11 protein-coding genes are annotated in these 15,056 nt (G+C 69.0%); 9 read left to right on the top strand and 2 right to left on the bottom strand.

Going from position 1 to position 15,056, the window contains the following annotated elements; genetic code table 11:
• The 6 genes from DM816_RS32590 to DM816_RS32565 all read left to right on the top strand — a co-directional run.
• On the top strand, positions 1-584 hold a 584-nt coding region (locus DM816_RS32590; protein ID WP_246002486.1), incomplete at its 5' end, for a sensor histidine kinase.
• Entirely contained in the window at positions 581-1,249 is a 669-nt protein-coding gene (locus DM816_RS32585) for a response regulator (protein WP_281274384.1), read from the top strand. The genes DM816_RS32590 and DM816_RS32585, both read left to right, overlap by 4 nt.
• 83 nt (positions 1,250-1,332) lie before the next feature.
• A complete protein-coding gene (locus DM816_RS32580; RefSeq protein WP_117214320.1) occupies positions 1,333-2,106 on the top strand; it encodes an ABC transporter ATP-binding protein in 774 nt (257 codons plus the stop codon).
• Positions 2,103-4,649: an ABC transporter permease gene (locus DM816_RS32575; RefSeq protein ID WP_117214317.1), complete on the top strand. Its 2,547-nt coding sequence runs from the start codon at positions 2,103-2,105 to the stop codon at positions 4,647-4,649. Before DM816_RS32580 ends, DM816_RS32575 begins: the two co-directional genes overlap by 4 nt.
• 275 nt (positions 4,650-4,924) lie before the next feature.
• Positions 4,925-5,680, top strand: a complete 756-nt coding sequence (locus tag DM816_RS32570; protein ID WP_425455299.1) for an ABC transporter ATP-binding protein — start codon at positions 4,925-4,927, stop codon at positions 5,678-5,680.
• Positions 5,680-8,187 (top strand): ABC transporter permease, encoded by a 2,508-nt coding sequence (locus DM816_RS32565; protein WP_117214316.1) that lies wholly within the window; start codon positions 5,680-5,682, stop codon positions 8,185-8,187. Before DM816_RS32570 ends, DM816_RS32565 begins: the two co-directional genes overlap by 1 nt.
• A gap of 361 nt (positions 8,188-8,548) precedes the next feature.
• Here the strand turns inward: DM816_RS32565 and DM816_RS32560 are convergent, their stop codons facing one another.
• The gene (locus DM816_RS32560; protein WP_117214315.1) at positions 8,549-9,292 is read right to left on the bottom strand and encodes an HAD family hydrolase; all 744 of its coding nucleotides are present in this window, start codon (positions 9,290-9,292) and stop codon (positions 8,549-8,551) included.
• A complete protein-coding gene (gene metH, locus DM816_RS32555) occupies positions 9,289-12,798 on the bottom strand; it encodes a methionine synthase (protein WP_281274383.1) in 3,510 nt (1,169 codons plus the stop codon). The genes DM816_RS32560 and metH overlap by 4 nt, the downstream gene beginning before the upstream one ends.
• A gap of 117 nt (positions 12,799-12,915) precedes the next feature.
• On the opposite strand from metH, the gene DM816_RS32550 reads away from it, so the two are divergent.
• The 3 genes from DM816_RS32550 to DM816_RS32540 all read left to right on the top strand — a co-directional run.
• Entirely contained in the window at positions 12,916-13,758 is an 843-nt protein-coding gene (locus DM816_RS32550; RefSeq protein WP_117214313.1) for a PAC2 family protein, read from the top strand.
• A gap of 92 nt (positions 13,759-13,850) precedes the next feature.
• Positions 13,851-14,654, top strand: a complete 804-nt coding sequence (locus tag DM816_RS32545) for a GntR family transcriptional regulator (RefSeq protein WP_117214312.1) — start codon at positions 13,851-13,853, stop codon at positions 14,652-14,654.
• 154 nt (positions 14,655-14,808) lie between these two features.
• Positions 14,809-15,056, top strand: a 248-nt coding sequence (locus DM816_RS32540; RefSeq protein WP_211588955.1) for a hypothetical protein, incomplete at its 3' end; no start/stop codon positions are given.

The raw sequence follows: 15,056 nt of genomic DNA, 5'->3' as shown, positions 1-15,056 counted from the left end.
GCGTCATCGGGGTCATGGCCACGGGCGCGCGCCGGATGCTCAAGCTCGACCCCGACGCGACCGATCAGGCATTGGCGACCATCGAGCAGACGAGCCGCACAACGCTGCGCGAGCTGCGCCGGCTGCTGTTCCTGCTGCGGGTCGAGTCCGAGTCCGACGCCCAGCTGACCCCGCAGCCCGGTCTGGAGGGCATCCGCACCCTGGTCGAACAGGTGCAGGAGGCGGGCCTGCCGGTCAGCCTCAAGGTCGACGGGGAAACGCGCACCCTCGAACCGGGTGTGGCGCTGGCCGCGTACCGCATCGTCCAAGAGGCTTTGACCAACACCCTCAAGCACGCCGGCCAGGCCAAGGCCGAGGTGCGCCTGAAATTCGAGCCCGATCTGCTGACCGTGGAGGTGTTCGACACCGGGCAGGGCCCGCACGGCTCGGTGTCGCCGGGCCACGGCCTGCTCGGCATGCGCGAGCGGGTCTCCGTCTACGGGGGCATCCTGCGCACCGGACCCCGTCCGGGCGGCGGTTTCCGGGTGTACGCCAAGATTCCGGTGGAGGCACCGGAAAATGAGCATGTGGAGGCCATCGTTTGAAACCGATTCGGGTGCTGCTCGCCGACGACCAGCAGCTGCTGCGGACCGGCTTCAAGATGGTGCTGGGCACCGAGGCCGACCTCAACATCGTCGGCGAGGCGGCCGACGGGGTCGAGGCGGTCGAGATGTCGCGCCGTCTGCTGCCCGATGTCGTCTTGATGGATGTACGCATGCCGCGTCAGGACGGCGTGGCGGCAACACGCGAGATCGTGGCGCAGAAGCTGCCCGTGCGTGTGCTGATCCTGACCACCTTCGATCTGGACGACTACGTCGTGGGCGCGCTGCGCGCCGGGGCGAGCGGGTTCCTGGCCAAGGACGTGCCCGCCGAGGAGCTGGTGGCCGCGATCCGCACGGTCGCCGCCGGCGATGCCGTTGTCGCGCCGCGGATTCTGCGCCGGCTGCTGGACCGCTTCGCCGACCTGCTGCCCGATCCCAACGCCTCGCCACCCACGCGCATTTCCACGCTCACCGACCGGGAGCGGGAGGTGCTGGTGCAGGTGGCGAAGGGACTGTCCAATGCGGAGATCGCCCAGGCCCTGATGGTCAGCGAGACCACCGTCAAGACACACGTCGGGCACATGCTCACCAAGCTGGGCCTGCGCGACCGGGTGCAGGCGGTGGTGCTGGCCTACGAGACGGGCCTGGTGCGGCCGGGCTCCCCGTAGGATGGGCCCTCCTCCCCGAGGAGGAGCACAGACCATCGCCAGGTCTGAGGGTGAGCCCCGAAACCGCTGCCACGCTGTGTGACATGAATTCGCCTATGAGCGCCGCCGCGCGAGCGGTGGACGTGTGGAAGGTTTACGGATCGGGGGAAGCGCAGGTTATCGCCCTGCGCGGGGTGAACCTCGAGGTGGAGCGGGGCAAGTTCACGGCCATCATGGGCCCGTCCGGGTCGGGCAAGTCGACGCTGATGCACTGCCTCGCCGGGCTGGACTCGGTGACGCGTGGTGAGGTCGCGGTCGGCGACACCCGCGTGACCGGGCTGTCCGACGCCGGTCTGACCCGGCTGCGCCGCGAAAAAGTGGGCTTCATCTTCCAGCAGTTCAACCTGCTGCCGACGCTCACCGCGGAGGAGAACATCACGCTCCCGCTGGCGATCTCGGGCCGTAAGCCGGACAAGGCCTGGTACGACACGGTGATCCAGACGGTGGGTCTGGGCGACCGGCTGGGGCACCGGCCGAGCCAGCTGTCCGGCGGGCAGCAGCAGCGGGTGGCGTGCGCACGCGCGCTGGTGTCGCGGCCCGAGGTGATTTTCGCCGACGAGCCGACCGGCAACCTTGACTCGCGATCGGGGGCGGACATCCTGGGCTTCCTGCGGCGCAGTGTGTCCGAGTTCGGGCAGACCATCGTGATGGTCACGCACGACGCCAACGCGGCGTCCTATGCCGACCGGGTGATCTTCCTGGCGGACGGCCGGATCGTGGACGAGATCGAGAATCCGACGGCCGAGGCGGTACTGGACAAAATCAAGTCTCTGGACACGCTCGCCGTGAGCGAAGACAGGGTCGAGGTCGCGGAATGATCAAGGCAAGCCTGCGCGGGCTGCTGCAGCGCAAGCTGCGGCTGGCGCTCGCCGTGATCGCGATCGTGCTGTCGGTCGGGTTCCTGTCGGGCAGCATCGTGCTCGGTGACACGCTCAACGCGCGCTTCGCCGGGCTGTTCTCCACCATCAACGAGAACGTGGCCGTGCAGGTCACCGCGAAGGACCCCGACGCGGCCGAGCCCGCCCGCCTCAGCCAGGCCGACCTGGACCGGCTGTCGCGAGTGGACGGTGTGGCCCAGGCGTCCGGCGACGTGAGCGCCGAGGGGGTCATCCCGTTCCGCACCGACACCGGCAAGGCGGTCACCGCGCAGGTCGGGCTCGCGGCCGGGGTGGATTCGCGGGGCGACACGCTGGGCCTGGTCGAACTGCGCGAGGGTGCCTGGCCCGCCCGCGCCGACGAGGTCGTGCTCAGTGCCAACACGGCCAAACTGGCCAAGGCGCAAAGGGGCACGCAGCTCAAGGTGTTCGTACCCCAGCTGGGCGAGGCAAGGACCTACACGGTCAGCGGGATCGCCGGTTTCGCCGGCGGCCGGGATTCCCTGGCGGGCGAGACGCTGGTGATGTTCGAGCTCAAGCACGCCCAGGAGCTGTTCTATGGCACGACGGGCGTCTATGCGAGCGCGTCGTTCGGCGCCGCGTCGGGCGTCAGCCAGGACGAGCTGAAGAAGCGCATCGAGCGCGAGCTGCCGTCCGGGTTCAAGGCGCAGACCGGCAAGGAGGCCACCGAGGAGGCGTCCAACGCGCTCGGCGACTCGTTCGGCATCTTCACGATCATCCTGAGCGCGTTCGCCGGGGTGGCCGCGTTCGTGGGCATCTTCCTGATCTACAACACGTTCAACATCATCGTTGCGCAGCGCTCCCGCGAGCTGGCGCTGCTGCGCGCGATGGGGGCCAGCTGGGGTCAGGTGATCCGCGCGGTACTGCTGGAGGCCCTGGTCGTGGGCGGCTTCGGCGCCACGCTCGGCCTCGGGTTCGGCATCGCCGTTGGCGTGGGCGCCGAGGCGCTGCTGAGCAACATGCTCGGGGTCGACCTGCCCAGCGGCGGCGTGGTCGTGTCCATGTGGGCGGTGCTGTGGTCCTATGTGGTCGGTCTCATCGTCACGATGATCGCGGCGTTCATCCCGGCGGTGAAGGCGTCGATGGTGCCGCCGATCGCGGCGATGCGGGAGACCGTGCGCCCGGACAAGTCGCTGCTTGGGCTTTCCATAACCGGAGGTGCTTTCCTGGTACCGGGTGCGGGCCTCGTGGCGTTGGCATTGACCGGCATCGGGAGTGCGACAACCCTCGTGCTGGCCGGGGGCGTTGTGCTCGTGTTCCTCGGCGTGGCTCTGCTGTCCCCGCTGCTGGCCAAGCCCGTGGTCCGGCTGCTGGGCTGGCTGCTCGGGCGTGGGCAGGCCGGCAAGCTGGGCGTGCGCAACGCCCTGCGCAACCCGCGCCGCACGGCCGTCACCGCGGCCGCGCTGATGATCGGCGTCACGCTGATCACCACGGCGGCGACGGTGGCGCAGTCGTTCAAGTCCAGCATCGAGGACATCGTCGGGCAGAACACGGGCGTCGATATCATGATCCTGGGCCCGAACACCGGACCGCCCAACGGCGAGATCGGGTTCAACCCGGCCGCGCTTGACGAGGTCAAGAAGCTGCCTGGGGTCACCGACACGGCCGCGTGGCACATCACCATCGAGGCGGCGATCGCGGGCACACCGGCGTTCATCTCGGCCGCCGACGTGCCGACCGCCAAGCGCATGTGGCAGATGCAGGAGGTCGGCGGCCAGCTGAGAACCCTTGGCGCGCAAGAGATGGTCGTGGACGACAACATGGCCGAGGCGAGCAGGTGGAAGGCCGGCGACCAGGTCACGGTCGGGATCGGACAGACGAGCAAGAAATACACGATCGTCGGCATATACAAGCGCACGCCGACGCTCCAGGGTCCGATCCTCGGGCTGCCAGCGGTGGACGACTTCGCCGGAAAGCTTGCCTACCAGGGGTTCGTGAGCCTCGACGACGGGGCGGACGTGGCCGGGACCGTGGCCAAGGTCGAGGACATCATGAGCGACTACCCGGGCGTGACCGTCGGCGACATGTCGTCGTTCGCCAGGCAGCAGAGCCAGGCATTCGACGTGCTGGTCAACGCGATCACGATCCTGCTGGGCGTGGCGCTGCTGATCGCGCTGCTGGGCATCATCAACACCCTGCTGCTGAGCATCGTCGAGCGGACGCGTGAGCTGGGTCTGGTGCGCGCGGTCGGGCTCAGCCGCGGCGGGGTGGTGCGCATGGTGGGAGTCGAGTCGGTGCTCATCTCGGTGTTCGGCTGCCTGCTCGGGGTGACGCTGGGTGTCGGGCTCGGCGCGGCGTTCGTCAAGGCGCTCATCGACCTCGACTTCATGTCGAAGTTCGCGCTTCCCTGGGCCAACCTGGCGGTGTATGTCGGGGCCGCGCTGGTTTTCGGCGTGGTCGCGGCGCTGTGGCCCGCCCGGCGGGCGGCCAAGCTCAACGTGTTGGAAGCAATCGCGTACGAGTAAGCAACGCATCGATGCGAGGCGGGTGTGGCCGGCATGGCCACACCCGCCTCGTTCGTGAGGGTCACAGGTTGAAGGTGTAGCCACTTCCGCCAGATCCGGGCATGGGCGCGCGTGCTCGTCGCCCGTCGTATCGCCAGATATCGGCTCCGCAGGGCTCAGGCCGGCGTCAGGGTCGTCCCCTAGACCGGAGTCGGGGGTGACCCGCTACCAAAGAACAGGGGCGAATCCGACCGCCGGGCGAGGTTTCGGGCAGATACGCCGACGAGCATGTGTTCATGACTTTGACCGCACCCGTCATCACGCGCACCGCCGCCGCGGCCCGTGCCGCCGACGTCTGGAAGGTGTACGGCTCCGGCGAGGCCCAGGTGGTCGCGCTGCGCGACGTGAGCGTGGAGCTCGAACGCGGGCGCTTCACCGCCATCATGGGCCCGTCCGGCTCGGGCAAATCGACGTTGATGCACTGCCTGGCCGGGCTCGACGCGGTGACGCGCGGCGATGTGTTCGTGGGCGACACGAAGGTCACCGGGCTGTCCGACGCCGGCCTGACCAAGCTGCGCCGGGAGAAGGTCGGATTCATCTTCCAGCAGTTCAACCTGTTGCCCACGCTCACCGCCGAGGAGAACATCCTGTTGCCGCTTGCCATCGCCGGGCGCAAGCCAGACCGGGCCTGGTTCCAGACGGTGATCGACACGGTGGGACTGGGTGACCGGCTCGGGCACAGGCCCTCGCAGCTGTCCGGGGGGCAACAGCAGCGAGTGGCCTGTGCCCGCGCTCTCGTGAGCCGACCCGAGGTGATCTTCGCCGACGAGCCGACCGGCAACCTGGACTCCCGTGCGGGCAACGAGATCCTCACCTTCCTGCGCCGGTCGGTGATCGAGTACGGGCAGACGATCGTGATGGTCACGCACGACGCCAACGCGGCGTCGTATGCCGACCGCGTGGTGTTCCTGGCCGACGGCCGGATCGTGTCGTCTTTGGACGATCCGACGGCCGACACGGTGCTCGACATGCTGAAGGCGGCTGCGGGCTGATGCTGCGGGCGACGCTGAAGAGCCTGCTGGCTCGCAAGGTCAGGCTGGTCCTGTCGGGGCTGGCCGTGCTGCTGGGCGTGATGTTCGTGTCCGGCTCGTTCGTGCTCACCGACGCGATCGGGCGCAGCTTCGACAACATGTTCTCCTCCGCGCTGGCCGAGACCGATGTCCTGGTGACCGCGAAACCCGCCATCGAGGTGTCCGAAATGGAGGGCGAGCCGGTCCCCGGGCTGCTGACCGCCGCTGACCTGCGGCGCGTGCAGGAGATCGCGCCTTCGGCCATCGGTGAGATTTCCGTCGATGGGGCGCGGGTCATCGGATCGGACGGCAAGGTGGTCACCACCTATGGGCCGCCGCGCATGGGCGGCAACTGGACCGGCGAGGTCGGCGGGCTGCGGCTGCACGAGGGGGTCGCACCGCAAAAGGCCGACGAGATCGTGGTCAACGCCGCGCTGGCCAAGAAGGCCGGGATCAAGGTGGGCGACCAGGTGGGCGTGCTCACCACCAAGCCGAAGCAAACGTTCAAGCTCGTGGGCATTTTCGGCTACGAGGGCGGGCTGGACAGCCGTGGTCCCGTGGACGAGGTGCGCTTCACCGACGCCGTGGCGCAGGAGCTGATGCTGGGGGCGGAGGGATACACCAGCATCACCGTGAACTCCGACAAGAGCCCGGCCGCACTGAGGGATGAGCTGAAGGCGGGTCTTGGCGACCGATATGTGGTGCAGACCGGTGAAGAGGCGGCCGCGGCGATGGCCAACAGCTTCAAGGCCGTGCTGGACGTGATGAACAAGATTCTGCTCGGGTTCGCGGGCGTGGCCCTGTTCGTTGGCACCTTCCTGATCCTCAACACGTTCTCGATCATCGTGGCGCAGCGGACCAAGGAGCTCGCGCTGGCCCGTGCGCTGGGCGCGGGACGTGGGCAGATGATCGGATCGGTGCTGGTCGAGGCCGTCGTGATCGGACTGGTCGCGTCGGTGCTGGGGCTGGCGGCGGGCGTCGGGGTCGGTGCGCTGCTGGCGGCGTACTTCGCCAACTTCACCAGCCTGCAGCTGGCCGGGATCGCTGTGCCGGCGGCCGCGGTGATCAGCGCGTTCACCGTCGGGATCGTCATCACCGTGATCGCCGCGCTGCTGCCGGCCGTGCGAGCCTCGCGGGTACCGCCCGTGGCCGCGCTGCAGGAGGTGGCAACGCCGGACCGGCCGCTGACGAAGCTCACCGCCGCCGGCGCCATCGTCACCGCCGCCGGCGGCGGTGCCATCGCCTACGGGCTGCGGCAGCAAAGCCTGTGGTTTCTGATGGGCGGGGTGCTCGCGGCGTTCGTCGGCGTGGCGCTGCTGAGCCCGTTCGTGGCGCGGCCCGCGGTGGCCATGCTCGGGCGGCTGTTTTCCTGGTCGGTGCCGGGCAAACTCGGCCGCCTCAACTCCGGGCGCAACCCGCGCCGCACGGCCATCACGGCCGCCGCGCTGATGGTCGGCATCGCGCTGGTGACCGGCGTCAACACCATCATGACGTCGGCCGAGCGGAGCATGCGCGGCGACGTGGCCGCGACGTTCAAGGCCGATCTCGTGATCTCCGGGCAGGAGAGCCCGGGTGTGCAGCCCACGTTCGACCCGGTGCTGCTGCCGCGCATGCAGCAGGTGTCCGGAGTGGACAGTGTGGTCGCCACGTACGCCGATCAGATAGCGGTCAACGGCAAGCCCGCCTACGCCCAGGTGCAGACCGATCTGCCCACGGTGGCGCGGCTGGTCTCCGCGACCACCGTGGCCGGGACGATCGCCCAGCCAGGTCCGGGCGAGGTGGTGGTCGACGACAACCGCGGGCATGCCCTCGGCGACACGGTGACGGTGCGGTCCGCCAAGGGAACCGAGAAGACGTACCGCGTCATAGGGATTTTTGCAGACACAAACCTCTTTGGCGGGTACCAATTCGGAGCCGACGCGATCGAGGGCATGCGCGGCGGCCAACCGACCTTCGCGTACGTCGATCTGGCCGACAGCGCCGACCCGGCCGCCGCCCGCACCGCACTGGAGGGCCTGCTTGCCGACAGCCCCGAGATGCGCGTGCAGAACCAGAAGGAATACATCGACAACCAGACCGGCGAGGTCGCGCAGTTCCTGCTGATGGTCCAGGTGCTGCTGGGGCTCGCGATGCTGATCGCCGTGCTGGGTGTGGTCAACACGCTGGCGCTGTCGGTGCTCGAACGCACCCGGGAAATCGGGCTGCTGCGGGCGATCGGGCTCGGGCGGATGGCGACCATGCGCATGATCACGGTCGAGGCGGTCGTCATCACCGTCTTCGGCGCGCTGCTGGGCCTGGCCGTGGGGGTAGGGCTCGGCTCGGCAGTGGTGGAAGGGCTGGCCGACGAAGGGTTGAAGGAGCTCGTGCTGCCATGGCAGCAGATGGGCCTTTACCTCGGCGTGGGCGCGGTTGTCGGCGTGTTGGCCGCCATCCTGCCGGCGATCAGGGCCGCGCGGACCAACGTGCTGGGCGCCATCGCCTACGAGTAGGCAGTTCTTCCCGGCAGCGGCTAGGGTCGGACGCTCCACGCCGACCCTAGCCGCGCACGGAGCGCGGCGTGGCTTGAAGAAACCGAAAAGGCTTTACCCTCCCCGATCCCGGCTCGCGTTCGAGGTCCCGCCTGGCCTCACGCGAGCCGGGATCACCCTGTTGGGGATGCCCCACCGTCGCGAGTTCCCGGGCCGGCCAGCCGCAGACGGTGCGGCATGATCTGGTCGTCAAGCGACACCGACGCCACCGTCCCGAAGGGAGCCACTGCCTCATGACGGGCGGCCCTCGCTGCGGGCGCCGCTTGTCACCGAGGTCGCGGGGAGGCGCGCGGCCGGGCCGCCGGTGGCCGGGGCACCACCGTCAAACAGATCGCCGCTGGGCCGTCCCGCCACGGGCAGACCCCGCTTCGCGGGCCTGCTCTGCAGCTGCTTCGCCACGTGGATGCGGGCCGATCAGCAGCGCGCGCAGATCGGACAGGCCCACTCCGGCGAGGGTCGGGCGCAGCGTGACGCCAGGCAGTTCGTCGAGCGGGACGTGGTGCGGGATGGCCAGCACCCAGGCGCCCGCCGCGGTGGCGCTCGCCACGCCGGTCGGCGAGTCCTCGATGGCGACACACTGCGCGATGTCGACCCCGAGCAGGCGCGCTGCCTTCTTGTATGGCTCCGGGTGCGGCTTGGTGTAGTCGACCTCGTCGCCGCACACCAGCACGTCGAAGTTGTGCCGCCCTGCCACCTCGACTGCGATGTCCACCAGCCGCCGCTGTGTCGCCGTCACCAGCGCCGTGGGAATGCCCGCCGCCCGCACCTCGTGCAGCAGCTCCTGCGCACCCGGCCGCCACACCAGCGAGGTGGTGAACAACTCCCCCACCCGATCGTTGATCCACAGCTCGCTGTAGACCGGATCCCGCCACGGCTGGCCGATCCCCGTATGCAGCAACTCCATCGAGTCGCCCATGGACGTCCCCACCATGGCCATCCGGGTCTCGATGGGCACGGTGGCGCCATACTTCTCGGCCAGCTCGTAGATCGCGACGTCCCACAGCTGTTCGCTGTCGAAGAGGGTCCCGTCCATGTCGAACAGGACCGCGGCTGGAGCCACGCTCATTTGGCGTTGAAGTAGGACGCTTCCGGGTGGTGCACCACCAGCGCGTCGGTCGCCTGCTCGGGATGCAGCTGGAACTCCTCGCTCAGCTCCACGCCGATGCGCGACGCATCCAGCAGGTCCACGATCTTGGCCCGGTCTTCCAGCTCCGGGCACGCCGGATAGCCGAACGAGTAGCGGCAGCCGCGGTAGTCGGTGCGCAGGATGCCGGCCAGGTCGGGCGGGTCCTCATCGGACAGTGGGCGCCCGTCTGGCAGGATCAGCTCGCTGCGGACGCGCCGGTGCCAGTGCTCGGCGAGGGCCTCGGTCAGCTGCACGGAAAGCCCGTGCACCTCCAGATAGTCGCGATAGTTGTTGCCCGCGAACAGTTTCGCCGCGAACTCGCTGATCGGGTGCCCCACGGTCACCAGCTGGAACGCGATCACGTCTTCGTCGGGGCGGAAAAAGTCGGCCAGGCACAGCCGCCGCTCGGCCCGCTGCCGCGGGAAGGTGAAGCGCACCTCCCGGTCGCCGTCGAGCACGATCAGGTCGTTGCCCTCCGAGCGGCACCGGAAGTAGCCGTAAACCACGCCGGCCTCCAGCAGCTGGTCGGTGGCGAACCGCTCCAGCCAGTAGCGCAACCGCGGCCGGCCCTCGGTCTCGACGAGCTCCTCATAGGACGGTCCGGTGCCGCCGCGCGCACCGCGCAGCCCCCACTGCCCGAGGAACAGCGCCCGCTCGTCGAGCATCGACGCGTAGTCGGCCAGCGGGATGCCCTTGATCACGCGCGTGCCGAAGAACGGCGCCGTGGGCACGGGCGTGTCGGTGGCCACATCGGAGCGCACCGAGTCGTCGGTCAGGTCGGGCAGGTTGTCGGTGACGGTCGCGCGGTGCCGCTCGCGCCGTGCCCGCCGCTGCTCCAGCGCCTGCTCCCGCGCGCTGTCGATGACCTGAACGCCGCCCTTCTTGGCGGACATCACCCGGTCCATCAGCGACAGGCCCTCGAACGCGTCGCGCGCGTAGTGCACCTGCCCGCCGTCGAACAGCTCGCGCAGGTCATCCTCCACAAAGGACCGGGTCAGCGCGGCCCCGCCGAGCAGCACCGGCCACCGCCCGTGCAGCCCGCGGGCCATCATCTCGGCCAGGTTTTCCTTCATGATGACCGTGCTCTTGACCAGCAGCCCGGACATGCCGATCACATCGGCGTCGTGCTGCTCGGCCGCGTCGATGATCGCGTTGATCGGCTGCTTGATGCCGATGTTGACCACCGTGTAGCCGTTGTTGGACAGGATGATGTCGACCAGGTTTTTGCCGATGTCGTGCACGTCGCCCTTGACCGTCGCGAGCACGATCGTGCCCTTGCCCACCGTGTCGGCCTTTTCCATGTGCGGCTCCAGATAGGCCACCGCGGTCTTCATCACCTCCGCCGACTGCAGCACGAACGGCAGCTGCATCTGGCCCGACCCGAACAGGTCGCCAACCGTCTTCATGCCCTCAAGCAGGGTGTCGTTGATGATGGCCAGCGCCGAGCGGGCCTGCAGCGCCTCGTCGAGGTCGGCCTCCAGCCCGTTGCGCTCGCCGTCGACGATGCGCCGCTGCAGCCGCTCGACGAGCGGCAGCGCCGCCAGCTCCTCGGCCCGGCTGGCCCGCGCGCTCGCCGCATCGACGCCCTCGAACAGGTCGATGAACGTCTGCAACGGGTCGTAACCCTCCCGCCGCCGGTCGTAGATCATGTCGAGCGCGACCTGGCGGTGCTCCTCGGGAATCCGCGCCATCGGCAAGATCTTGGAGGCGTGCACGATCGCCGACGTCAGGCCGGCCTGCTGACACTCGTGCAGGAAGACCGAGTTGAGCACCTGCCGCGCGGCCGGGTTGAGCCCGAACGACACGTTGGAGATGCCAAGCGTGAAGTTGACCCCCGGATAGAGCGCGGCGATCTGGCGGATCGCCTCGATCGTCTCGATCGCGTCGCGCCGGGTCTCCTCCTGCCCGGTGGAGATCGGGAACGTCAGCGCGTCGACCAGGATGTCTTCCACCCGCATGCCCCACCGGCCGGTCAGGTCGTCGATCAGCCGCGAGGCCACCCGCACCTTCCACTCGGCCGTGCGCGCCTGGCCCTCCTCGTCGATGGTCAGCGCCACCACGGCCGCGCCGTGCTCCCGCACCAGCGGCATGATCCGCGCATAGCGCGAGTCGGGGCCGTCGCCATCTTCGAAATTGACGGAGTTGACGATGCACCGGCCGCCCAGCGACTCCAGCCCCGCCTCGATCACCGGCGGCTCGGTCGAGTCCAGCATGATCGGCAGGGTCGACGCGGTGGCGAACCGGGAGGCCAGCGCCCGCATGTCGGCCGCACCGTCACGGCCCACATAGTCGATGCACAGGTCGAGCAGGTGGGAGCCGTCGCGCGCCTGCTCCCGCGCGATCTCGATGCACTTCTGATAGTCCTCAGCCAGCATCGCCTCGCGGAAAGCCTTGGAGCCGTTGGCATTGGTCCGCTCACCGATCATCAGCACCGACGCGTCCTGCGCGAACGGGACGTGGTGGTAGAGCGAGGACACGCCCGCCTCGCGCAGCGGCTGCCGCACCGGCGCCGCATGGCCGCCCAGCGCCCGCACCACATGCTCGATGTGCTCGGGCGTCGTGCCGCAGCACCCGCCGATCAGGGCCACGCCGTATTCGTCGACGAACCGGCCCAGCGCCTCGGCCAGCTCGGCCGGGGTCAGCGGATAGACCGCACCGGTCGACGTCAGCTGCGGCAGACCCGCGTTGGGCATCACGCTCACCGGCACCCGCGCGTGCTGCGTCAGATAGCGCAGATGCTCGGTCATCTCGGCCGGCCCGGTCGCGCAGTTGAGCCCGATCAGATCGACCCCCAGCGGCTCCAACGCGGTCAGCGCCGCGCCGATCTCGCTGCCCAGCAGCATGGTGCCGGTCGTCTCCACGGTGACCTGGCAAATCAGCGCGACCTCGCGGTCGAGCCGGCGCATCGCCCGCTTGGCCCCGAGCACGGAAGCCTTGGTCTGCAGCAGGTCTTGGCTGGTCTCCACGATCAGCGCGTCACAGCCGCCGGCCAGCAGGCCCGCCGCATTCTCCGCATAGGAGTCACGCAGTGTGGCGAAATCGACGTGGCCCAGGGTCGGCAGTTTGGTGCCCGGGCCGATGCTGCCAAGCACGAAACGCGGGCGATCGGCCGAGCTGAACCCGTCGGCCACCTCGCGGGCCAGCCGGGCGCCCGCCTCCGACAACTCGCCGATCCGCTCGACGATCCCATATTCGCCAAGGTTGCCCAGGTTTGCCCCGAACGTGTTGGTCTCGACGCAGTCGCTGCCCGCGGCGAAATAGGCCTCGTGCACCGCCCGGACGATGTCGGGCCGGGTCACGTTGAGCACCTCGTTGCACCCCTCGTGACCCTCGAAATCATCCAACGAAGGGTCGGCTGCCTGCAGCATCGTGCCCATCGCGCCATCGGCTATGAGGACTCGTCGGCCAAGGACGTCGCGAAGATCGGGGCGAGCGCTGTTTACCACGTGACAAAGGCTAAACGATCGGACCGACGTTTTTGCTCGCGCTCCAGCCGCATCTGAAAGTGGACATCTGTGTGCTGCCGCACAGTCATTCGCGCGGTACGCCGTAGGCTGGGGCTTGTGACAGAGTTCGACGGCCTCCCCACCTTGCAATCGCCCATCGCCATCGCCGCGTTCGAGGGCTGGAACGACGCTGCCGACGCCTCGACCTCTGCCGTTGAGCACCTGGAGCAGCTCTGGGACGCGCGCGAGATCAGTTCGATCGACCCCGAGGAGTTCTACGACTTCCAGGTCAACCGGCCGCAGATCACCCTCACGGACGGGGACACCCGGCACATCGAGTGGCCGGGCACGACGATCCTGTCCGCCAGTCCGCCCGGCGCCAAGCACGACGTGGTGCTCATCCGGGGCACCGAGCCGAGCATGCGCTGGCGCACGTTCTGCGAATCCGTGCTGGAGATCTGCCACAGCCTGGGCGTCCAGCGGCTGGTCCTGCTCGGCGCGCTGCTGGCCGACGTGCCGTACAACCGGCCGCTCCCGGTCAGCGGGAGCGTGACCCGGCCCGACGAGCACGCACTGGTCACGCCGACCCGGTATGAGGGGCCCACCGGGATCGTCGGCGTGCTGCACGACGCGGCCCGGCGCGCCGAGCTCGACGCCATGTCGTTCTGGGTGCACGTGCCGCACTACGCGAACAATCCCCCGTGCCCGAAGGCGACGCTCGCGCTGCTGCACCGCATCGAGGACGTGCTGGACCTGCCCGTGCCGGTCGCCGATCTGGCCGAGGAGGCGGCGGCGTGGGAGGAGCGCGTGCGCAACGCGGCCAGCCAGGACGCCGAGCTGGCCGAATACCTGCGGGAGCTGGAGGAGCGAGCGGGCGACGCCGGCATCCAGCCATTGACGGGCGACGAAATCGCGAGCGCCTTTGAGCGATACCTCAGAAGGCGGGGACACAACCGCTGACGGGGCCTTTGACCGAAACGCGAGCGCGACACGCTCACTACATCGTCCTAGGGCGCTAGGTATTCGGTCATAAGTACGGCAAGATGGCGCTTATGACCGAGACGGGCATGGGCATCGTCAATCCGGGAGCTACAGAACATCCGCACCGGCAAATCGCGGCGGTGCTGCGCGGCAAGATTCGCCGTGGCGAGTGGGCCGCGGGCGAGCAGCTCCCCTCCATACCGGCGATGGCCTCGATGTTTGGGGTGGCCAAGCAGACCATCCAGCGCACGGTTGATCAGCTGCGGATCGAGGGCCTGCTGATCACGAAACCCGGTTCCGGGACATATGTGCGGGGCTCGCGAAGGCGGCTCAACCGCCTGTCCCGCGGGCGCTACGGTGCCCACCGGGGCTACCATTCCGACCTGGCCGCGCGCTACCGCCAGCACTTGACCGAGGTGGGCCGGGGCACTCCCCCGCCCGAGGTGGCCGACGCCTTCGGCGTGCCGGACAACACCGAGCTCGTGGTCAGAAAATACCTGGTGAGGACGCAAGATGCCGCCGTCGAGATGGGGGCCTCCTGGCTGCTTTTAAAAGATGCTGCTGGTACCGGTCTGGAGCGCGCCGAATCCTTCGGACGCCCGCTCTACCAGGAGGTCGAGGAGATCACGGGGCGGACATACGTCACGGCGACCGACACGCTCACGGCCCGCCTCCCCACTCGCGAAGAGGCCGAACTGCTCGCCATCCGGTCCGACACGCCCGTGTTGCACCTGCTGCACGTCGCCTACGACCAGGACCATCGCCCGATCGAGGTGGCCCAGGCGACCTGGCCCGGTCCAATGACGACACTCGTGGAGGAATACAAAGTCCCCGCTCCGCGGGCCGACACCGACCCGGCGCTCTATTTGGAGTGAGACGCTTCTAGGTTTCTTCAGGCGAAGCCGTGCTCTTGCGGGCTGGGGCCGGGCGCGCAGCGATCCGGGCCCAGCCGCTGCCGCGATGAACTGTGTCGGTTGTCCGACACCGATTCGCCAGAGAACGGGGGCCGCAACGGTGAGGATGGGCGGTATGACCCGTCAGTCCCCGCAATCGCAGGTGGCCCTGATCTCGGCGCTCGTCTTCGCGCTGGTGGGCGCCGGCCTGCTGGCCGTGCTGGTTGTCGGCCTGCTTGACGGAGTGCGTGGCCTCGGCGCACTCCTGCTCGGCGCCCTCGCCCTCGGCGTCTTCGGGCTCGCCTTCCGCCTGCTGCTGTTGTCGCGAAACCTGCGCGCGCGGCCGCCCGCCTCCCGGCTGCCGCTGCGGCAGGCGACGCCTCC

It is taken from the genome of Allorhizocola rhizosphaerae, from assembly GCF_003426775.1.
Classification (GTDB): Bacteria; Actinomycetota; Actinomycetes; order Mycobacteriales; family Micromonosporaceae; genus Allorhizocola; species Allorhizocola rhizosphaerae.
This window is presented reverse-complemented; position numbering and strand designations above follow the sequence as displayed.